This is a genomic window from Pseudomonas sp. 02C 26, from assembly GCF_002843585.1.
In the GTDB taxonomy this organism is placed as follows: domain Bacteria; phylum Pseudomonadota; class Gammaproteobacteria; order Pseudomonadales; family Pseudomonadaceae; genus Aquipseudomonas; species Aquipseudomonas shirazensis.
In genome coordinates this window covers 286,128-307,509 of record NZ_CP025262.1, presented here as the reverse complement: position 1 = coordinate 307,509, position 21,382 = coordinate 286,128, and the positions used below count along the sequence as shown (strand labels likewise).

Genomic DNA, 21,382 nt, shown 5'->3' with positions numbered 1-21,382 from the left:
TGCTCAGCGCACGTAGAAGCTGATGGCGATGAAGTGCAGCAGGCTGCCGGCAATCACGAACAGGTGCCAGATGCCGTGCCAGTGGCGAAAGCGGCTGTCATAGGCGAAGAAGATGATGCCGATGGTGTAGCACGCACCACCGGCCGCCAGCCAGGCAAAACCGGCAGTGCCCAAAGTCTGCAGCAGCGGCTTGACCGCTACCAGCACGATCCAGCCCATCAGCGCGTAGATGATGATCGACAGAATCCGCGCTTCCGAGCGCGGCTTGATCTCTTGCAGCATGCCGATCACCGCCAACCCCCAGACCACCCCGAACAGGCTCCAGCCCCACGGGCCGCGCAGGCTGATCAGGCAGAACGGGGTGTAGCTGCCGGCAATCAGCAGGTAGATCGACAGGTGATCGAGCTTGCGCATGATCACTTTGGCCTGGCCGCGGGTGCTGTGGTACAGGGTCGAGGTGCTGTATAGCAGCACCAGGGTACCGCCGTAGATCGAGAAGCTGATGATCTTCCATGGGTCGCCTTGCAGGCCGGCGGTGATGATCAGCCAGCTGGCACCGATGAAAGCCAAGATGGCACCGACCAGGTGCGTCCAGGCATTGAAGCGTTCACCGTAATACATGCAGTCAAAGACCTCCTCGCTAGTTCCGGGTTTCAGCGCAGCGCCGCCTCGCGCACCATCCGCTCCAGCGCGACCAGGTCCGGTACCCGCGCTACTTGCTCGCCTACCTGGACCGCCGCCAGCTCCAGCGCGTTCAACGGCACGTCGACATAATTGAGCTGGCTGTCCAGCTTGCACGCCCGCGGGATGCCCTGCAGCAGCAACGCCAGGTAGCGCAGGCCGGTATCACCCAACGCATTGAGTACGACAATCCGCGCGCGCGCGCCGCACACCGTCTGGCCGCCACAGGCCGCCTCGAAACCAATCAGCGGTAAGCGTTGCTGGCGCCAGTCGAGCCAGCCCAGGTGCCAGTTTGGCTCACCGATCTGACAAGACAACGCACGCTGGCCGATCAACTCTGCCACAGCCACATTCGGCAGAACCAGGGTCCGATCACCCAGGGGCAGCAGCAGGCCGGTCAGGCTGCTGCGTTGGCCGGCGATATGTTCAAGCATGGGTTTGGCTCCAGTGGGCAATGCTTTGCAGCAGCAGCGACTCCTGATACGGCTTGCCCAGGTATTCGTTGACGCCGATGGCCATGGCTCGGTCGCGGTGCTTATGGCCGCTGCGCGAGGTAATCATGATGATCGGCAGGTCCTTCAGGCGCTGGTCCTGACGAATCCGCGTGGCCACTTCAAAGCCATCCATACGGGGCATTTCGATGTCCAGCAGCAGTACGTCAGGCCGATGCTCTGCCAGCAGGGCCATGGCATCAACGCCGTCCTTGGCGGTCAGCACGCTCATGCCGTGGCGCTCGAGCAAGCGGCTGGTGACCTTGCGCACCGTTACCGAATCGTCGACCACCATCACCAATCGTTGCCGAGGCGCGGCCTCGAACTGCCGCTGTTGATGTACATCGCCACTGGGCAGCCGGGCCAGACGCCGTTGCTGGCCGCGGAGCTGGCCGAGCAGATCGAGAATCAGCACCACCCGACCGTCACCGAGCAAGGTTGCCCCGGACAGCCCCGGCACTGCAGCAAACTGCGGGCCGAGGCTCTTGACCACGATCTCGCGGCTGGGTGACAGACTGTCGACCTGGATCGCGAACGACGCTTCCTGCGAATGCACCAGGATCACCGGCAGCGGCACGCTCTGGCCAAGCAGGCCAGGCCGGGCAACACCGCTTTGCAGCAACTCGCCCAGGTAGCGCAGCTGGTAGGCGTGGCCGCCATACACGTAGCTCGGCGTATCCAGCTGGTAGCAGGCAGCCAGTTCGCTGGGCGGCACGCGGACGATGCCTTCGATGGTGTTGAGCGGAATGGCGTATTGCTCATCACCCAGGTGGACCATCAAGGCGCGGTTGATCGACACCGTGAATGGCAGGCGGATCTGGAAGCGCGCGCCCTTGCCGGGGCTGGAAGCGATGCTCATGGCGCCGCCGAGCTGCTTGACCTCTTCATGAACAACATCCATGCCCAGCCCGCGGCCGGAAATCTGAGTGATCTTTTCTGCCGTCGAGAAACCGGGGCGGAGGATGAACTGGAGGATTTCGTGGTCGCTCAGGCGCGCGCGCGGATCGAGCAGGCCGCGCTTGATGGCTTTGTCGCGCACCGCCGCGAGCGGCACCCCGGCACCGTCGTCACTCATCTCGATAACGATGTCGGCGCCTTCGTGGAGCAGATTCAGATGGATCGTACCTTGCTCAGGTTTACCGGCAGCCAGGCGCGCCTCGCGCGACTCCAGGCCATGGTCGACGGCGTTGCGCAGCATGTGTTCAAGCGGCGCCACCATGCGCTCCAGCACGCTGCGGTCTAGCTCGCTCTCGGCATTGCCGACCACCAACTCGACCTGCTTGCCGAGTTCGCTGGAGACCTGCCGCACGACACGTTGCAAACGCGGCACCAGGCGCTCGAACGGCACCATCAGGGTAGCGGTAAGGCCCTCCTGCAACTGGCTGTTGACCCGCGCCTGCTGCTGCAGCAGGCCGTGGGCTTCCTGCGCCCCCTGAGCCAGGGTTTCCTTCAGGTCGAGCAGGTCCGAGGCGGATTCGAACAGCGCCCGCGACAGTTGCTGCAACTGTGAATGGCGGTCCATTTCCAGCGGATCGAAATCGTCATAGCTGTCGCTTTCAGCCTGATAACGGCTGGCGCTGCTGGCCTGAGTTTCTATCTCCAGGCGCAGCAACTGATCACGCATGCGCTCAAGGGTGGTTTCCATCTCGCTGAGGGCGAACTGGGCGTCGCTGACCTGCTGCTCGATACGGCCGCGGATCAGCGCGTGCTCGCCGGCCAGGTTGCCAAGATCATCGAGCAGCTCGGCATCGACCTTGACCATATCGCCCGGCGCCCGCTCCGGGGCAACCGCTGCCGGTTCAGCGGGCACTGCCGCTTCGCTGGCGATGGCCGGCGCGGCCGCGCTGTCGGTCAACGCCGCGCTGCTGAAGTTGCGGATGTAGTCGATCAGCGCCGTGGCCGCATGCAGCGGCTCGCCCAGGCGCACCGCATCGAGCATGTGCGCCAGGCGGTCGTGGCAGTTCTGCAGCAGGGCAAACAGCGCTGCGGTCGGCGGCAGGCGGCCAGCGGCAAGCAGCTCGTAGAGAAATTCCAGCTCATGGGCGAGGTCGCCGATCGCGGCGATTTCGACCATGCGCGCGCCGCCCTTGAGCGTATGCAGGTCGCGCAGCAGGGTCTCGACCTCGACACTGCTGCGCGGGTCGGCCTGCCAGCGGTCCAGCGCTGCCGCAGAGCTTTCGACGATGTCCGAGCTTTCTTCGAGGAACACCTCGAGTAGCTCCTGATCACCTGGGCTGTCCGCCGCTTCGGCGGGTTCAACAGGCTCTACAGTAGCCGGAGCCTGACTTGGCTCGGGCGGTGCTTCGAGCAGCGCTGGCTGCACTACTTGCGCATATTCGAGGGGCGGCAGCGGCGTGACCCCATCACGGCCGATCAGGCCGGTGCCATCGGGCGCCAGCGCTTGATCGAGCAGTGCGCGCAAACCGTCGACGCACTCGCTGCGCGAGCTGACTTCCTGCCCGGCGGCAATTTCGTCGAGCATGTCGATCAGCACGTCGTGGGCCTGGCGGGCCTGATTGAAAAAGCGCGTGTCGGCGACCAGGCTGCCCTCTTCCACCGCACCGTACAGATCGAGCAGCGCCTCGCAGACCTCGTCCACTTGCCAGAGGTCGGCCAGGTTCGCGCCGTGGCTGAGATTGGTCAGTTCGTCGAGCAGGGTTTCCAGCTCCTGACGCTGCTGCGGTTGCTGCTGCCAGCGCGCCAGCAGCGACTCGGCATCGAGCAGAATGTCCATGCTCTCGGCCAGAAAGCTGGCGATCAGCTGCGGGTCACGCCGACTACGGCGATTGGCCGAGGATTCGTCGTGCAGTGCCGCTAACTGAGCATCGACGCCCTGACCAACCTGTTCGATCAACTCGGCGGCGCCGGCGATGGGCGCCAGCGGTGTGCTGTGCAGCTGCGCCAGGCCCAGATGGAACAGCGCGTGGGCGGCTTCCAGCCAGTCGAGTTCGGTCTGTTGCAGGCGCAACTCATGGCTGCGGTATTCCCGTGCGAGCCGGTCGAAGGCCGTGGCCAGCTCGGCGATCGGCATCACCCCGGCCATGGCGGCGCTGCCCTTGAGCGTGTGCAGCGCGCGCTGCAAGCTGTCGCTGACCGGCGTGCCATGGCTGTCGGCAGCGAGCAGAAACGCCTCGAGGCTGGCCAGATGGCCTTGCGCCTCGTTACGGAAGATCTCCAGCAACTGCGGATCAAGCCCATCCAGCCCCGCCGCGACAGGGGCTTCGTTGACGGCCAGCGCGTGCAACTGGCTGACCAGATGCTCGACCTCGGCCAGCGGCGGCAAATGGCCCACGGCGAAGTCGGCGAGCAGGTCCGGCAGGCGCACGAAAGCCTGCTGCAAGGCGACCAGGCCTTGCCCGGCCAGGCCGACCCGGCCTTCGAGCACCCGGTTGATCAGCCGCTCGGCGCCCCAGGCCAGCTCCGCCAGAGCTTCGGCGCGGACCATGCGGCCGCTGCCCTTGAGCGTGTGCAAAGCCCGGCGCACTTCGATCAGCGCCTCGCGCAGGCTGTTGTCGGCACGCCAGCGCAGCCAGTGGCGTTCGATCTCGGGCAGCAGTTCGTTGGCTTCTTCAAGGAATACCTCGCGCAACTCGGCGTCGATTTCCTCGCCTTCATCGGCCAGTGCGCCATGCCCACAGTTCACGCCAAGCGCCGTCAGGCTGGACCTGGCCATGTCGATGAACGGCTGGGCGTCGGCCAGAGGATCAGCCACCCGCCACTGCAAATAGCATTCGCCGGCACACAACGCATCGGCCAGGTGGGTCAGTTCATCCAGCTGTGGCTCTTCCTCCAGATGCGCCAGCCAGCCCTGCACATAGCCTGCGGCACCGGCAAACAGCTCGGCGGCAGCAGGCAGCATGAGCATCGCCAGTGCACCGCGCACTTGCTGCAACAACCCCGGCAAGGCTTGCAGACGCTGACGTGGCCAGCCCGATTCGAGGCAGTCGCCAATCAGGTCCTTGGCCTGTTGCAGCACCGACACCGCTTCGCTGAGGACCACGTGGCGGATGTGCGCCATGTCCGAGCCGGGCATGCTGCCCTGGCCGCTTTCTTCCAGCGGGCCGACCATACCATTGAGGGTTGCCTCGACGTACAGCAGGGCCCCGGCAACGTCCATCAACAGCGCATCGTCGACGCTCTGCTGATCCTGTGCCAGAGCCTGCAACGCCAGCACCTGATCGATGATGACCCGCCGCGGTTGCTGGAAATTCAACACTGCCAGGGTGTCTGCGACCTGACGCAAGGGCGCGACCAGGGCGTCCAGTTGCTCGCGCGATTGCTCGCCTCGGACAAACTGATCGAGGCAGTCCTTGATCCGCATCAGGTCATCGCACAGCGCCGCCACCACCGAACGCAGGGCATCGCGGCCCTGGCCAGCCTGTAGTTGCTCGCGCCAGTTGCCCAGCGACAGGTCCAGGTCAGCCAGGTCGGCAGCACCGGCCAGGCGCTGCGCCGCTTCACCCATCAGGCTGCCCTGGGCCAATGGCTCGACACCACGGCACTCACGCAGGCGATTGAGCAACGGCAGCATCACCAGCGGCAGGTCGTGGCGGGCGCCGCGCAGGCGCTCAAGGTAAGGTGGTAGCTGTTCAAGGCCACGGAACATCGCGCCGAGGCAGTCGCCGCGCGGGCTGATCTGGCCGTCGGCCATGGCCCGCCCGAGCAGCTCGAGTTCTTCGGCCAGGCGCGTCGCCCCGCGCAGTTCAAGCATGCGCAGGCAACCGTGGACCAGGTGCAGGTTATCCACATACAGCGCCAGCGTGGCCAGCTCCGTAGGGTCGCCGGCAAACCGCTCAAGCGCCTGCCGGGCCTGGGCCAGGCAATCGAGAATGGGCGCCTTGGTCCAGGCCAGGGCGACCGTGTCGTGACGTTCGGGGCTTACTGCTGCCGAGGCCATGGGTTACTCCTCAGCGGGGTTCGGCCGGGGCCGGCAAGGTAAAACCGGAAACCGAGCGGCGCATCTCGCTGGCCATCCGCGCCAGGTGGCGAATGCTGTCGGCGGTGGCGCCGGAGCCGCTCGAGGTCTGCGCGGTAATCTGCTGGATCACAGCCATGGTGTGGGAAATCTGCCCGGCTGAAGAGGTCTGCAGTTGGGCGGCATCGGAAATACTGTGAATCAGCTCGGCGAGGGTCTGCGAGACGCCTTCGATTTCCGCCAGAGCCACCCCGGCATCCTGCGCCAGACGCGCTCCGCGGACTACTTCGGCGGTGGTCTGCTCCATGGAGATGACCGCCTCGTTGGTGTCGGTCTGAATGGTCCGCACCAACGCCTCGATCTGCCGGGTGGCCGACGACGAGCGTTCGGCCAGACGCTGGACTTCGTCGGCAACCACAGCAAAACCGCGGCCGGCTTCACCGGCCAGCGAGGCCTGAATCGCTGCGTTGAGGGCGAGAATGTTGGTCTGTTCGGCAATGTCGTCGATCAGGCTGACGATGTCGCCGATCTCCTGAGACGACTCACCCAGGCGCTTGATCCGTTTGGCGGTGTCCTGGATCTGCTCGCGAATGTTGTCCATGCCGTGGATGGTGTTGTGCACCACCTCGTTGCCTTTGTTGGCGATGGCCACCGAACGCTCGGCGACCTTGGCCGACTCGTAGGCGTGGGCCGACACCCGGTCGATCGACTCGACCATGTCGCCCACCGCCACCGAGGCTTCGCTGATCTGCTCGGCCTGCTGCTCAGAGGCCTTGGCCAGCTGGCGTGCGGTGTTCTGTGTGTCCTGCACGGCGGCGGCAACCTGCAAGGCGCTGTGGTTGATGGTGGTGACCAGGTCACGCAGCTGGTCCACCGAGTAGTTGATCGAGTCGGCGATGGCCCCGGTGAAGTCTTCGGTGACCGACACCGTCACTGTCAGGTCGCCGTCGGCCAGTTCCTCGATTTCGTCGAGCAGGCGCATGATTGCCTGCTGGTTGCGCTCGTTCTTTTCCGCGGTTTCGCGCAGCTGGCGATTGGTCGCGCGGACCATCACCGAGCCGATGAGGATGATCGAGGCCAGCGCCAGCAAGCCGAGCACGTAGCCGCCAACGGTATCAAGGGTGCGCCCGTTGGCCAGGTTCTCGAAGCTGTTGGCCAGGTGCGAGGCTTCATCGAGCAGGGTTTGCGACAGGCTGAAAATATTGCTCGCCGCTTCGCGCACGCGGAACAGTTCGGGGGAGGTTTCGAGGATTTCATCGACACTGCCGGAGACAAACTGGAACAGCTCGGCAATCTCCGCCAGCCGCGCGCGGGCATCGGCGTCCTCGACCCGAGTGACCTGGATCGCCGGGTTGCCGCCGAGCATGCCTTCAAGCACCTGACCAAAGCGGCTGGCATCGCGGCCGAAGGCATCGGCCGCCTGCGCTGCCGAGTCATCGCCGGCCAGCACGGTGTTGACCGAACCCAGAATCCGCTCAGCCAGCAACAACTGGCGCTGGGCTACCGCCACTTGCGCGGCGGGGGCACCGCTTTGCAGGAGGATCTCGACCACCTTCTCGTATTCGACCTGCAACTGCGGCACGGTCTCGGCGAGGGTTGCCGCGACCTGGTGCAGCGACAACACGGTCTGTTCGCTGGCGAGGATCACGTCGGTGTTCTTGCGCAGCGTCTCCCAGTCCTGGCGCACCGCTTCCATTTCATCGCGGACCTTGGCTGGCGCTGCCGGCAGCGCGGTGGCCTTGTCACCTTCACGCAGGTAGCCCCAGCGCCGCTCGAAGTCGTTGCGCGCATCCGACAGCAGGCGAAAAGCCAGGGCCTTGCCGGCAGCGGCCTCGGTAGCGTTCTTGGCGATACGTTGGGACAGCACGCGCAGCTCACCGGCGTGGCCGATGTACTGCTTGTCGTAATTGGACTGGGTGTTGAGGTAGGCGAAGTTGGCGAACAGCAGGATGATCGACAGGATCAGCACCACGAACAGCACGGTGATCTGCGCACTGCTGCGCACGCGCGGGGTCACGGCCGGTGGAGTGACGGGGCTGACAGGCTTGTTCACGGTCGATCCTCTACAACGCTACATCAAGAAAACCCGGCGCCTGGGCCAGGGCCAGCGGGCTGAAGATGGCCCAGTTGTGCTCACGGGCAAAATGGCCCTGCACAAACGGCGTCGCCGCCGCCAGCAACGGCTGCGGTGGCGACAGCTCAAGGCTGCTCAGGCTGAAGTGCTGCAACCCCAGCACCTCATCGACCAGCAAGCCGGCAAACAGTGCCTCGTGATCCAGCACCAGCACCCGCCGTTGCTTGCCTGGCGGCAGTGGCCCAAGGCCAAAAAAACTGCTCAGGTCCATCACCGGCAACAGCCGCCCACGCAGGTTGGCCACCCCGCATACCCACGGCTGCACGCCGGGGACGCGGCTGCTGCGCGGCTCGCGCAAGACTTCGGCGACTTCGACCATGGGCGCCACGAACCACTGCTCGGCAACGCGAAAGCCAATCCCGCTCCACTGTTGCAGCCGGCTGTCCTGCGACGGCTGATCGGCCTCCAGCAGACGGCAGCGGCGATCGATGTCGAGCAGCAGCTCGAACGCAGTCAGCGAGGCGCGGCGGGTGGTCAAATGTCGAGCACCGCTTTCAGCTTGGCCAGCAGCGAGTCTTCATCGACCGGCTTGATGAGAAAATCACGCGCGCCCTGGCGCGCCGCCCAGACCCGATCGGTTTCCTGGTCCTTGGCGGTGATGACGATTACCGGGATGCCGCTGGTAGCGGCGTCCTTGCTCAGCTGGCGAGTTGCCTGAAAGCCGTTGAGGATGGGCATGACGATGTCCATCAGGACCACATCGGGCTTTTCCTGGCGGGCCAGCGCCACGCCGTTGGCGCCGTTGTCGGCCTTGAGCACCTCATGGCCATGCTTTTCCAGGATCGCGGTGAGTTTGTGCAACTCTGTCGGCGAATCATCGACAATCAGAACTCGGGCCATGCTGTTCCCCATTGAAGGAAAGTGCCGCCGCCATGCCAGGCGCGGTCAGGATGCAGGTTGCGCCTGAGCGGCAAATTCCGGCACATGGGCCCGGATCGCCTCAAGCAATTCTTCTTTGCTGAATGGTTTGGTCAAAAATTGATCAGAGCCAACGACGCGGCCGCGGGCCTTGTCGAACAGGCCATCACGCGACGACAGCAGGATCACCGGGGTGTCCTTGAAGGCGCTGTTGTGCTTGATCACGGCGCAGGTCTGGTAACCGTCCAGACGCGGCATCAGCACGTCGACGAAGATGATCCGCGGCCTATGGTCGACAATCTTGGCCAGCGCGTCAAAGCCGTCGCTGGCGGTGATCACTTCACAGCCGACCTCACCCAGCAGCAGCTGCGCAGTGCGGCGGATCGTGCGTGAATCGTCGATCACCATCACCTTCAGGGGTTGTTCCATAATCGCCTACCGACAATGACGTTGCGCCGCACAGTACAAGGTTCACGCGCCCGGAAAAAGCGCTGCGCCAGCGACTGTGCGCATTTACCAGCAGCTTATAGCGTGCAGCTTGAAGCTGCACGCATCCTGACAGCCTTTGCCATCGCCGCCCCCTTGACCGACGGCGCGCGCGGCGCCACCCTGAGCCACTTTATCTATTGCCATCGCGGCCAATTGCCGCCAAGAGGAATTCCCCCATGAGCGTTCGCCTCGGGATTGTCATGGACCCTATCGCGTCCATCTCCTACAAAAAGGACAGTTCGCTGGCCATGCTGCTGGCAGCCCAGGCCCGCGGCTGGACGCTGTTCTACATGGAGCAGCAGGACCTGTACCAGAGCGCAGGCGTGGCGCGGGCAAAGATGCGCCCGCTGCAGGTATTCGCCAATCCCGAGAAGTGGTTCGAGCTGGAGGCTGAAATCGACGCACCGCTGAGCGACCTCAACGTGATCCTGATGCGCAAGGATCCGCCGTTCGACATGGAGTTCGTCTACAGCACCTACCTGCTGGAGCAGGCCGAAGCTGCCGGGGTACTGGTGGTCAATCGCCCGCAGAGCCTGCGCGACTGCAACGAAAAGCTGTTCGCCACACTGTTCCCGCAGTGCACCCCGCCGACCCTGGTCAGCCGCCGCCCGGACATCATCCGTGCGTTTGCCGCCGAGCATGGCGATGTGATCCTCAAGCCGCTGGACGGCATGGGCGGCACCTCGATCTTCCGCCACCGGGTCGGTGACCCGAACCTGTCGGTGATCCTCGAAACCCTGACCGCGCTTGGCTCCCAGCAGATCATGGCGCAGGCCTACCTGCCGGCAATCAAGGACGGCGACAAGCGTATCCTGATGATCGACGGCGAGCCGGTGCCGTACTGCCTGGCGCGCATCCCGGCCAGCGGCGAAACCCGTGGCAACCTGGCTGCTGGCGGCCGTGGTGAAGCGCGCGAACTGAGCGAGCGCGACCGCTGGATCGCCGCCCAGGTCGGGCCAACCCTGCGCGAAAAGGGCCTGCTGTTCGTCGGCCTGGACGTGATCGGCGAGCATCTGACCGAAATCAACGTGACCAGCCCGACCTGCATCCGCGAAATCGACAACGCCTACGGCACCCAGATCGGCGTGCAGTTGATGGACGCCATTGATCGCAAGCTGAAGGCGCGCTGACCACCGACGCGAAGCGCAATCGCTCAGTGCGGTATGATGCCGGTCCTTTGACCTGCTGCCCCGCCTGGCGATTGCTGGATACCCGATGACGCTGCCCGCTGACATCCCTGCCGACCTGCTGCCACCCCGCGTTCGCCCGGTGGACCGGCTTGGCTTTACCTTGTTTCTGGCTGCCCTGGTGCACCTGGCGCTGATCCTCGGGGTCGGCTTCACGGTGGTCAAGCCGAGTGAAATCCGCCACACCATGGATATCACCCTGGCAACCTTCAAGAGCGAGAAAGCGCCTGAGAAGGCCGACTTCCAGGCCCAGGACAACCAGCAAGGCAGCGGTACCCTGGACAAGAAGGCGGTGCCCAAGACCACTGAACTGGCGCCGTTTCAGGACAGCAAGATCAACAAGGTCACGCCTCCGCCGGCCGCCAAGCGCGAAACGCCACCTGCTCCGCAGAAGGCCGCGGTCGCCACCACGGCAGCCAAGGCGCAGAAGGTCGAACCCAAGCCCAAGGAAACCAAGGCCCAGCCCAAGCCTCCTGCGGCGACCCCGGAATTTGACAGCTCGCAGCTGTCGAGCCAGATCGCCAGCCTTGAAGCCGAGCTGTCCAACGAGCAGCAGCTGTATGCCAAGCGGCCCAAGATCCATCGTTTGAACGCGGCTTCGACCATGCGCGACAAAGGTGCCTGGTACAAAGAGGAATGGCGCAAGAAGGTCGAGCGGGTCGGTAACCTCAACTACCCCGACGAAGCCCGTCGCCAGCAGATCTACGGCAACCTGCGCATGATGGTTTCGATCAACCGCGATGGCTCGTTGTTCGAGGTGCTGGTGCTGGAGTCGTCCGGCCAACCGCTGCTGGATCAGGCCGCGCAGCGCATCGTTCGCCTTGCCGCGCCGTTCGCGCCGTTTACCGGTGATCTGGCCGAATTCGACCGTTTGGAGATCATTCGTACCTGGCGCTTTGCCCGCGGCGACCGGCTGTCGAGCAACTAAACCGCGTCAGTGGTTTTTTCTCACAGCTTGCAGCTTGAAGCTGGCGTCGCCTGGCGCCACACTACCCCCATGAAAAACCTCACTCCGAGTTACCTCAAGCATCAGTTCCTGATCGCCATGCCGCACATGGCCGATCCGAACTTTGCCCAGACCCTGACCTATATCGTTGAGCACAACGCCAATGGCGCCATGGGCCTGGTGGTCAACCGGCCGCAGGAACTCAACCTGGCAGACATCCTCGAGCAGTTGCGCCCGGACGAAGAACCGCCGTTGAGTACCCTGCAAGTACCGATCTACATCGGCGGGCCGGTACAGACCGACCGCGGCTTTGTTCTGCACAGCAGCGAGCGCAGCTATGAGGCCACCATCGAGCTCGAAGGCCTGTCGCTGTCGACCTCGCAGGATGTGCTGTTTGCCCTGGCCAACGGCGAAGGCCCGGCGCAGAGCCTGATCACCCTCGGTTACGCGGGTTGGGAAGCCGGCCAGCTGGAGGCCGAACTTGCCGACAACGCCTGGCTCAACTGCCCATTCGACCCTGAAATCATCTTCAGCCTGGCCAGCGACCAGCGCCTGAGTGCGGCAGCAGCGTCGCTGGGCATCAACCTCAGCCTGCTGACCAGCCAGGCAGGTCACGCCTGATGGCCGAGGTGCGCCTGCTGCTGGGCTTTGACTACGGCACCAAACAGATCGGCGTCGCGGTTGGCCAGGTCATCACCGGCCAGGCCCGCGAGCTGTGCACCCTGCGTGCCCAGGACGGTATTCCGGATTGGGCCCAGGTGGAAAAGCTGATCAAGGAATGGAAACCCGACGCCATCGTCGTTGGCCTGCCGCTGAACATGGACGGCACCCCCAGCGAGATGAGCGCCCGCGCGCAGAAGTTCGCCAACCGCCTGCACGGCCGCTATAACCTGCCGGTGCACACCCACGACGAGCGCCTGACCACCTTCGAAGCCAAGGGCGAGCGCATGGCCCGTGGCGGTCAGCGCGGCACCTATCGCGACAACCCGGTCGACGCCATCGCCGCCGCGCTGCTCCTGCAGGGCTGGCTGGAGGCCAATACCGGTCACTGATTCCACCTTTCGCTTTGCCGCCGGGTCTGCCGGCGCCCCGAGGAGCACGCAATGAGCCTACCCAACCCCACCGAGTTGATCCGGCAGATGGCCGTCGACCTTCGCGCCCACCTGGCCCGCCGCAACATTGCCGAGCCGCGCTTCATCGGCATCCGCACCGGTGGTGTGTGGGTCGCTCAGGCGCTGCAGCAGGAGCTTGCCGACAGCAGCCCGCTGGGCACCCTGGATGTGTCGTTCTATCGCGACGACTTCAGCCAGAACGGCCTGCACCCGCAAGTGCGCCCCTCCGAGCTGCCGTTCGAGGTCGAAGGCCAGCACCTGGTGCTGGTCGATGACGTGCTGATGAGCGGGCGCACAATTCGCGCTGCCCTCAACGAACTGTTCGATTATGGCCGCCCGGCCAGCGTCACCCTGGTGTGCCTGCTCGATCTGGATGCCGGCGAACTGCCGATCCGGCCCAACGTGCTCGGCGCCACGCTGTCACTGGCAGCCCATGAGCGGGTAAAATTGACCGGCCCGGCCCCGCTCGCCCTCGAGCGCCAGGACCTTGCTACCGCTTCCGCCCTTTAAGAGTCCCCCGCGATGACGCCACTCGACGCCAAGCGCCCGCTGCAGCTCAATGATCAGGGCCAGCTGCGCCACTTCCTCTCGCTTGATGGTTTGCCCCGCGAACTGCTCACCGAGATTCTCGACACTGCCGACTCGTTTCTTGAAGTCGGCGACCGGGCAGTGAAGAAAGTCCCGTTGCTGCGCGGCAAGACCGTGTGCAACGTGTTCTTCGAAAACTCCACCCGCACCCGCACCACCTTCGAGCTGGCGGCCCAGCGGCTGTCGGCCGACGTCATCAGCCTGAACGTGTCGACCTCCTCGACCAGCAAGGGCGAGACCCTGTTCGACACCCTGCGCAACCTTGAGGCCATGGCCGCCGACATGTTCGTCGTGCGCCACTCCGACTCGGGCGCGGCGCACTTCATCGCCGAGCACGTGTGCCCGGACGTTGCCGTGATCAACGGTGGCGACGGCCGCCACGCGCACCCGACCCAGGGCATGCTCGACATGCTCGCCATTCGCCGCCACAAAGGCAGCTTCGAGAACCTCTCGGTAGCCATCGTCGGCGATATCCTGCACTCGCGGGTGGCCCGCTCCGACATGCTCGCGCTGAAGACCCTGGGCTGCCCGGACATCCGCGTGATCGGCCCGAAAACCCTGATCCCGGTGGGCATCGAGCAGTACGGCGTGAAGGTCTACACCGACCTCGCCGAAGGCCTCAAGGACGTCGACGTGGTGATCATGCTGCGCCTGCAGCGTGAGCGCATGGCCGGCGGCCTGCTGCCCAGCGAAGGCGAGTTCTACCGCCTGTTCGGCCTGACCACGGCGCGCCTGGCCGGGGCCAAACCGGATGCCATCGTCATGCATCCGGGGCCGATCAACCGCGGCGTCGAGATCGAATCGGCAGTCGCCGACGGTAAACATTCGGTAATCCTCAACCAGGTCACCTACGGCATCGCCGTGCGCATGGCGGTGCTGTCGATGGCCATGAGCGGGCAGAACACGCAACGACAACTGGACCAGGAGCACGCCCTGTGAGCATCAGTATTCTTGGCGCCCGGGTCATCGATCCGATTAGCGGCCTGGACAGCATCAGCGACCTGCACCTGGAAGCGGGCAAGATCGTCGCCATCGGCGCCGCCCCGGCCGGTTTCAGCGCCAGCCGCAGTATCGACGCCAACGGCCTGGTCGCCGCACCGGGCCTGGTCGACCTCGACGTCGCCCTGCGCGAGCCGGGCTACAGCCGCAAGGGCAACATCGCCAGCGAAACCCGCGCAGCCGTCGCCGGTGGCGTCACCAGCCTGTGCTGCCCACCGCAGACCAAGCCGGTGCTGGACACCTCGGCAGTGGCCGAGCTGGTACTCGACCGTGCCCGTGAAGCCGGCAACAGCAAGGTCTACCCGATCGGCGCCCTGACCAAGGGGCTTGAAGGCGAGCAACTGGCCGAGCTGGTGGCCCTGCGTGATACCGGCTGCGTAGCATTTGGCAACGGTTTGAAGCAGATCCCCAACAACCGCACCCTGGCGCGCGCGCTGGAGTACGCCGCCACCTTTGACCTGACCGTGGTGTTCCACTCCCAGGACCATGACCTGGCCCTCGGCGGGCTGGCCCACGAAGGTGCGATGGCCAGCTTCCTCGGCTTGCCCGGCATCCCGGAAAGCGCCGAAACCGTCGCCCTGGCGCGCAACCTGCTGCTGGTCGAGCAAAGTGGCGTGCGTGCGCACTTCACCCAGATCACCAGCGCCCGCGGCGCCCGCCTGATTGCCCAGGCGCAGGCACTGGGCCTGCCGGTCACAGCCGACGTAGCGTTGTACCAGCTGATCCTCACCGACGAAGCGCTGCGCGACTTCTCCAGCCTGTACCACGTGCAGCCACCGCTGCGTACCGCGGCGGATCGCGATGGCCTGCGTGAAGCGGTCAAGTCGGGGGTGATCCAGGCGATTTCCAGCCATCACCAGCCGCACGAGCGCGATGCCAAACTGGCGCCGTTTGGCGCTACCGAGCCTGGTATCAGTAGTGTCGAGCTGTTGCTGCCGTTGGCGATGACGCTGGTCGAGGATGGCCTGCTGGATCTGCCGACCTTGCTTGCGCGACTGACCAGCGGGCCTGCCCAGGCACTGCGCTTGCCGGCAGGTGAGCTGAAGGTTGGCGGTGCGGCGGATCTGGTGTTGTTTGATCCAAAGGCCTCGACCGTGGCCGGTGAGCATTGGCTGTCGCGCGGCGACAACTGCCCGTTCATCGGCCACTGCCTGCCGAGTGCGGTGCGTTATACGCTGGTGGACGGCCACATCTGCCACGAAGCCTGAGGCTTGGCGCGGCCGCTCCTGCACCGACCGCGAACACCGCGATCTGTAGGAGCGGCCTTGTGTCGCGAAAGGCCCGCACAGTGGGCCCGGCGATGTCGGCGGCGAAGCTGAAAATATGGGGCCGCTCCGCGACCCTTTCGCGACACAAGGCCGCTCCTACGCCGACCGCGTACCCCATCGGGCATCGCTTAGCCCTGAAGCCAACCATCCATCCGCCAAGGTTGAAATCTTTCCCCCCTCCCCCCATATGAGTCTGCATCAGGCATTTTCGCCCCGCTGCGTGGAGACTCTCCCTTGACTACCATCGTTTCAGTCCGCCGCCACGGCAAAGTCGTCATGGCGGGCGACGGCCAGGTATCCCTCGGCAACACCGTGATGAAAGGCAACGCGAAAAAAGTCCGCCGCCTGTACCACGGTCAGGTCATTGCAGGCTTCGCCGGGGCCACTGCCGATGCCTTCACCCTGTTCGAGCGCTTCGAAGGCCAGCTGGAAAAACACCAGGGTCACCTGGTTCGCGCCGCCGTCGAACTGGCCAAGGAATGGCGCACCGACCGCTCCCTGAGCCGCCTCGAAGCCATGCTCGCCGTGGCCAACAAAGACGCCTCGCTGATCATCACCGGCAACGGTGACGTGGTCGAGCCAGAAGACGGCCTGATCGCCATGGGTTCCGGCGGCGCCTTCGCCCAGGCCGCTGCCCGCGCACTACTGAACAAGACTGAGCTGTCGGCTCGCGAAATCGCCGAAACCGCGCTGCACATCGCCGGTGACATCTGCGTGTTCACCAACCACAACCTGACTATCGAGGAGCAGGACCTGGCCGAGTGATCAGTTGTTCTGGCGTCCCGCTCAGCGCGGGACTTTTCCACACTGATTACTGTGCCCGAGGACCGAATAGATCATGTCCATGACCCCCCGCGAAATCGTCCACGAACTCAACCGCCATATCATCGGCCAGGACGACGCCAAACGCGCCGTCGCCATTGCCCTGCGCAACCGCTGGCGGCGCATGCAGCTGCCGGCTGAGCTGCGCGCTGAAGTCACCCCGAAAAACATCCTGATGATCGGTCCGACCGGCGTCGGCAAGACCGAGATCGCGCGTCGCCTGGCCAAGCTGGCCAACGCGCCGTTCATCAAGGTCGAAGCGACCAAGTTCACCGAAGTCGGCTACGTTGGCCGCGACGTCGAGTCGATCATTCGCGACCTCGCCGACGCTGCGTTGAAGCTGTTCCGTGAGCAGGAAATCATCCGTGTGCGCCACCGCGCCGAAGATGCCGCCGAAGACCGGATACTCGATGCACTGCTGCCACAGGCCCGCAGCGCCAGCAGCTTTGCCGAAGAAGCCGCGCCGTCGAGCAGCGATACCAACACCCGTCAGCTGTTCCGCAAGCGCCTGCGCGAAGGCCAGCTGGACGACAAGGAAATCGAGATCGAAGTAGCCGAGAGCATGGGCGTCGACATCGCCGCTCCGCCCGGCATGGAAGAGATGACCAACCAGCTGCAGAGCCTGTTCGCCAACATGGGCAAGGGCAAGCGCAAGTCGCGCAAACTCAAGGTCAAGGAAGCGCTGAAGATGGTCCGCGAAGAAGAAGCGGGCCGCCTGGTCAACGAAGAAGAGCTCAAGGCCAAGGCCCTCGAAGCGGTCGAGCAGCACGGCATCGTGTTCATCGACGAGATCGACAAGGTGGCCAAGCGCGGCAATGTCGGCGGCGCCGATGTCTCCCGTGAAGGCGTACAGCGCGACCTGCTGCCGCTGATCGAAGGCTGCACGGTCAACACCAAGCTGGGCATGGTCAAGACCGACCACATCCTGTTCATCGCCTCCGGTGCATTCCACCTGAGCAAGCCGAGCGACCTGGTACCCGAGCTGCAAGGCCGTCTGCCGATCCGCGTCGAACTCAAGGCGCTCACCCCGGAAGACTTCGAGCGCATCCTGCAGGAGCCGCACGCGTCGCTGACCGAACAGTACCGCGAGCTGCTCAAGACCGAAGGCCTCACCATCGAGTTCGCGGCCGACGGCATCAAGCGTCTGGCCGAGATTGCCTATCAGGTCAACGAGAAGACCGAAAATATCGGTGCGCGTCGTTTGCACACCCTGCTTGAACGTCTGCTCGAAGAGGTTTCGTTCAGTGCTGGCGACCTGGCCAGCGCGCATGACGACACGCCGATCCGGATCGACGCCGAGTACGTCAACGGCCATCTGGGTGAGCTGGCGCAGAACGAAGATCTGTCTCGGTATATTCTGTAAGACTGCTGGGGGCTGCTACGCAGCCCTTTCGCGACACAAGGCCGCTCCTACAGACATCGCGGTCCCCTGTAGGAGCGGCCTTGTGTCGCGAAAGGGTCGCGGAGCGGCCCCCATGGCCCTCAGCTCCGAAAGAGATCCCGACCCATGCCCCGCCTCCCAACCGCGATCAACCTGCACAAAGCCTCGAAAACCCTCGCCCTGACCTACGCCCCCGGCGAGGTCTACCAGCTGCCCGCCGAATTCCTGCGGGTGCACTCGCCTTCCGCCGAGGTCCAGGGCCACGGCAAACCCATCCTGCAATTCGGCAAGATCAACGTCGGCCTCATCGGCGTGGAACCGGCCGGCCAATATGCACTGAAATTGATCTTCGACGACGGCCATGACAGCGGATTGTTCACCTGGGAATACCTCGAACAACTCAGCCTGCGTCAGGCCGAGCTGTGGGCCGACTATCTCGACGAGCTGCGCAAGGCCGGCAAATCCCGCGATCCTGCCGAATCTGTGGTCAAGCTGATGCTCTAGCGCAAGGATTGTCATGTTTAGAGCGCATTTTCTAATTTGCTCTGCTTGAATGGCTTGATGCCAGCCAGGGTTTGGGCTGTCTTGCGCAATACATGAAAGTCGGGTAACCAATGGAGCTGGCAAGCTCCCTGCATTGCATTCAGCCAAGCAGGGCCGAGCCGGTTGTTGTAGAGGTCGCGAGCGAAAGCAGGCTGTCTTCACACGCAGAATCCCCCGCAGCTCATCACCACTACGCATCCGCTCGCCGCAGCGCTGTTCCTTATCACTGGTCACCCGAGCGATCTGTACCGGCATGTGCTGTGTATCTGCCTCAGCCAGCCGGTACTCGTCTCAGGACAACGGAGCGTCGTAGATGAGTAACAAGAACAACGATGACTTGCAGCGCCAGGCCTCGGAAAACACCCTGGGCCTGAACCCGATCATCGGCATTCGCCGCAAGGATCTGCTCAGCACGGCGCGTACGGTGTTGCGCCAGGCCATCCGCCAGCCGCTGCACAGCGCCAAGCACGTCGCCCACTTTGGCCTGGAACTGAAAAACGTGCTGCTGGGCAAGTCCAGCCTGCAACCGGCCGGCGACGACCGCCGCTTCAATGATCCAGCCTGGCAACAAAACCCGCTGTACCGACGCTACCTGCAGACCTACCTGGCCTGGCGCCAGGAGCTCAACGACTGGATCAGCACCAGCGACCTGTCGCCACAGGACATCAGCCGCGGCCAGTTCGTCATCGGCCTGATGACCGAGGCCATGTCGCCGACCAATACCCTGTCCAACCCGCAAGCGGTCAAACGCTTCTTCGAAACCGGCGGCAAGAGCCTGCTCGATGGCATGTCCAACCTCGCCAAGGACATGGTCAGCAATGGCGGCATGCCCAGCCAGGTCAACAAGGACGCGTTCGAAGTGGGCAAGAACCTCGGCACCAGCGAAGGCGCAGTGGTGTTTCGCAACGACGTGCTCGAGCTGATCCAGTACCGGCCGATCACCGAACAAGTGCACGCCCGGCCGTTGCTGGTGGTGCCGCCGCAGATCAACAAGTTCTACGTCTTCGACCTGAGCCCGGACAAGAGCCTGGCGCGCTTTTGCCTGCGCTCGCACCAGCAGACCTTCATCATCAGCTGGCGCAACCCGACCAAGGCCCAGCGCGAATGGGGCCTGTCGACCTACATCGATGCGCTCAAGGAAGCGGTCGACGCGGTGCTGGCGATCACCGGCAGCAAGGACTTGAACATGCTTGGGGCCTGTTCCGGCGGCATCACCTGCACCGCGCTGGTCGGCCACTACGCCGCGCTCGGCGAGAACAAGGTCAACGCTCTGACCCTGCTGGTCAGCGTGCTCGACACCACCATGGACAACCAGGTCGCGCTGTTTGTCGACGAGCAGACCCTGGAGTCAGCCAAGCGCCACTCCTACCAGGCCGGCGTACTCGAAGGCAGCGACATGGCCAAGGTGTTTGCCTGGATGCGCCCCAATGACCTGATCTGGAACTACTGGGTCAACAACTACCTGCTTGGCAACGAGCCGCCGGTGTTCGACATCCTGTTCTGGAACAATGACACCACGCGCTTGCCGGCGGCCTTCCACGGCGACCTGATCGAGATGTTCAAGAACAACCCGCTGACCCGCCCCCAAGCGTTGGAAGTGTGCGGCACGGCCATCGACCTCAAGCAGGTCAAGTGCGATATCTACAGCCTGGCCGGCACCGCCGACCACATCACGCCGTGGCAGGCCTGCTACCGCTCGGCGCATCTGTTCGGTGGCAAGATCGAGTTCGTGTTGTCCAGCAGCGGCCACATCCAGAGCATCCTCAACCCGCCAGGCAATCCCAAGGCGCGCTTCATGACCGGTGAAGATCGCCCGGACAGCCCGCTGGCCTGGCAGGAAAACGCCATCAAGCACGCCGACTCCTGGTGGCTGCACTGGCAAGCCTGGCTCGGCGAGCGTGCGGGCGAGCTGAAAAAAGCCCCAGCGCGGCTGGGCAATCGGGCCTATGTCGCCGGCGAAGCTGCACCGGGCACCTACGTTCACGAACGTTGAGCATGACCGCCACGGCCTAGCGCCGTGGCGCTTCGTTCCTCACAGAGTTTCGCGCATGCCGCAACCCTATGTTTTTCGCACCGTCGAGCTGGACGACCAGTCCATCCGCACGGCGGTTCGCCCAGGCAAACCGCACCTGACGCCGTTGCTGATCTTCAACGGCATCGGCGCCAACCTTGAGCTGGTGTTTCCATTCATCGAGGCGCTTGACCCGGACCTCGAGGTAATTGCCTTCGACGTGCCCGGTGTGGGCGGCTCATCGACGCCGCGCCAGCCATATCGCTTTCCTGGCCTGGCCAAGCTGACCGCGCGCATGCTCGACTACCTCGACTACGGCCAGGTCAACGTCATCGGCGTGTCCTGGGGCGGCGCCCTCGCCCAGCAATTCGCCCATGATTACCCCGAGCGCTGCAAGAAGCTGGTGCTGGCGGCCACGGCGGCCGGCGCGGTGATGGTGCCGGGCAAGCCCAAGGTGCTGTGGATGATGGCCAGCCCGCGGCGTTATGTGCAGCCATCCCATGTGATACGTATCGCCCCGCTGATCTACGGCGGCGCGTTTCGCCGCGACCCGGAACTGGCTGCCCGGCATGCCGCAAAAGTGCGCTCGGGCGGCAAGCTCGGTTATTACTGGCAACTGTTCGCCGGCCTTGGCTGGACCAGCATTCACTGGCTGCACAAGATCAGCCAGCCGACCCTGGTGCTGGCCGGTGACGATGACCCGTTGATTCCGCTGATCAACATGCGCCTGCTGGCCTGGCGCATCCCCAACGCCCAGTTGCACATCATCGACGACGGTCACTTGTTCCTGATTACCCGGGCCGAAGCGGTGGCGCCGATCATCATGAAGTTTCTCGAGCAGGAACGGCAGCGCGCACGGATGCACCCGCGCCCCGCCAGCGGCACCTAGCTACACCTGTGCATCTGGCGCTGGCCGGGCAGTGACGCCGCGACCGCGCTGGTGCAACCGACGCCATC

Annotated in this window: 19 protein-coding genes; 12 read left to right on the top strand and 7 right to left on the bottom strand. The window is 64.5% G+C overall.

Annotation, left to right across the window (positions count from 1 at the left end; genetic code table 11):
- Positions 1-3: 3 nt before the first annotated feature.
- From CXQ80_RS01375 to CXQ80_RS01345, 7 genes are read right to left on the bottom strand one after another with little or no spacing between them, the layout of a single operon-like run.
- Positions 4-621: a hemolysin III family protein gene (locus CXQ80_RS01375; RefSeq protein WP_101315740.1), complete on the bottom strand. Its 618-nt coding sequence runs from the start codon at positions 619-621 to the stop codon at positions 4-6.
- A gap of 32 nt (positions 622-653) precedes the next feature.
- A complete protein-coding gene (locus tag CXQ80_RS01370) occupies positions 654-1,115 on the bottom strand; it encodes a chemotaxis protein CheW (protein WP_101315738.1) in 462 nt (153 codons plus the stop codon).
- On the bottom strand, positions 1,108-6,069 hold the full coding sequence (locus tag CXQ80_RS01365; RefSeq protein WP_101315736.1) for an Hpt domain-containing protein: 4,962 nt from the start codon (positions 6,067-6,069) through the stop codon (positions 1,108-1,110). Before CXQ80_RS01365 ends, CXQ80_RS01370 begins: the two co-directional genes overlap by 8 nt.
- A gap of 10 nt (positions 6,070-6,079) precedes the next feature.
- Positions 6,080-8,140: a methyl-accepting chemotaxis protein gene (locus tag CXQ80_RS01360; RefSeq protein ID WP_101315734.1), complete on the bottom strand. Its 2,061-nt coding sequence runs from the start codon at positions 8,138-8,140 to the stop codon at positions 6,080-6,082.
- Between the two features lie 10 nt (positions 8,141-8,150).
- Positions 8,151-8,699, bottom strand: coding sequence for a chemotaxis protein CheW (locus tag CXQ80_RS01355; protein ID WP_101315732.1), 549 nt, complete (start codon positions 8,697-8,699; stop codon positions 8,151-8,153).
- A complete protein-coding gene (gene pilH / locus CXQ80_RS01350; RefSeq protein ID WP_101322927.1) occupies positions 8,696-9,061 on the bottom strand; it encodes a twitching motility response regulator PilH in 366 nt (121 codons plus the stop codon). Before pilH ends, CXQ80_RS01355 begins: the two co-directional genes overlap by 4 nt.
- Positions 9,062-9,106: 45 nt before the next feature.
- Positions 9,107-9,508: a PleD family two-component system response regulator gene (locus CXQ80_RS01345; RefSeq protein WP_101315730.1), complete on the bottom strand. Its 402-nt coding sequence runs from the start codon at positions 9,506-9,508 to the stop codon at positions 9,107-9,109.
- A 236-nt stretch (positions 9,509-9,744) separates the two neighbouring features.
- On the opposite strand from CXQ80_RS01345, the gene gshB reads away from it, so the two are divergent.
- The 12 genes from gshB (at position 9,745) to phaZ (ending at position 21,314) form a co-directional block, all read left to right on the top strand.
- A complete protein-coding gene (gene gshB, locus CXQ80_RS01340) occupies positions 9,745-10,698 on the top strand; it encodes a glutathione synthase (RefSeq protein WP_101315728.1) in 954 nt (317 codons plus the stop codon).
- Between the two features lie 85 nt (positions 10,699-10,783).
- The gene (locus CXQ80_RS01335) at positions 10,784-11,683 is read left to right on the top strand and encodes an energy transducer TonB (RefSeq protein WP_101315726.1); all 900 of its coding nucleotides are present in this window, start codon (positions 10,784-10,786) and stop codon (positions 11,681-11,683) included.
- A gap of 69 nt (positions 11,684-11,752) precedes the next feature.
- Positions 11,753-12,322, top strand: a complete 570-nt coding sequence (locus CXQ80_RS01330; RefSeq protein ID WP_101315724.1) for a YqgE/AlgH family protein — start codon at positions 11,753-11,755, stop codon at positions 12,320-12,322.
- Positions 12,322-12,753 carry a Holliday junction resolvase RuvX gene (gene ruvX, locus CXQ80_RS01325; protein ID WP_101315722.1) on the top strand — a complete coding sequence of 144 codons (432 nt, stop codon included), beginning with the start codon at positions 12,322-12,324 and terminating at the stop codon, positions 12,751-12,753. The genes CXQ80_RS01330 and ruvX overlap by 1 nt, the downstream gene beginning before the upstream one ends.
- Positions 12,754-12,804: 51 nt before the next feature.
- Positions 12,805-13,323 carry a bifunctional pyr operon transcriptional regulator/uracil phosphoribosyltransferase PyrR gene (gene pyrR, locus CXQ80_RS01320; protein ID WP_101315720.1) on the top strand — a complete coding sequence of 173 codons (519 nt, stop codon included), beginning with the start codon at positions 12,805-12,807 and terminating at the stop codon, positions 13,321-13,323.
- Between the two features lie 12 nt (positions 13,324-13,335).
- Positions 13,336-14,340: an aspartate carbamoyltransferase catalytic subunit gene (locus tag CXQ80_RS01315; RefSeq protein WP_101315718.1), complete on the top strand. Its 1,005-nt coding sequence runs from the start codon at positions 13,336-13,338 to the stop codon at positions 14,338-14,340.
- Complete coding sequence (locus CXQ80_RS01310; protein WP_101315716.1) at positions 14,337-15,608, top strand: dihydroorotase; 1,272 nt, start codon at positions 14,337-14,339, stop codon at positions 15,606-15,608. Before CXQ80_RS01315 ends, CXQ80_RS01310 begins: the two co-directional genes overlap by 4 nt.
- A 294-nt stretch (positions 15,609-15,902) precedes the next feature.
- Positions 15,903-16,433 (top strand): ATP-dependent protease subunit HslV, encoded by a 531-nt coding sequence (gene hslV / locus CXQ80_RS01300; protein WP_101315712.1) that lies wholly within the window; start codon positions 15,903-15,905, stop codon positions 16,431-16,433.
- A 73-nt stretch (positions 16,434-16,506) separates the two neighbouring features.
- Positions 16,507-17,853, top strand: coding sequence for an ATP-dependent protease ATPase subunit HslU (hslU, locus tag CXQ80_RS01295; RefSeq protein WP_101315710.1), 1,347 nt, complete (start codon positions 16,507-16,509; stop codon positions 17,851-17,853).
- Between the two features lie 144 nt (positions 17,854-17,997).
- The gene (locus CXQ80_RS01290) at positions 17,998-18,375 is read left to right on the top strand and encodes a gamma-butyrobetaine hydroxylase-like domain-containing protein (protein ID WP_101315708.1); all 378 of its coding nucleotides are present in this window, start codon (positions 17,998-18,000) and stop codon (positions 18,373-18,375) included.
- A gap of 352 nt (positions 18,376-18,727) precedes the next feature.
- Positions 18,728-20,407, top strand: a complete 1,680-nt coding sequence (gene phaC, locus CXQ80_RS01285) for a class II poly(R)-hydroxyalkanoic acid synthase (protein WP_101315706.1) — start codon at positions 18,728-18,730, stop codon at positions 20,405-20,407.
- A 55-nt stretch (positions 20,408-20,462) separates the two neighbouring features.
- Entirely contained in the window at positions 20,463-21,314 is an 852-nt protein-coding gene (gene phaZ / locus CXQ80_RS01280) for a poly(3-hydroxyalkanoate) depolymerase (RefSeq protein WP_101315704.1), read from the top strand.
- The last annotated feature ends 68 nt before the right edge of the window (positions 21,315-21,382 follow it).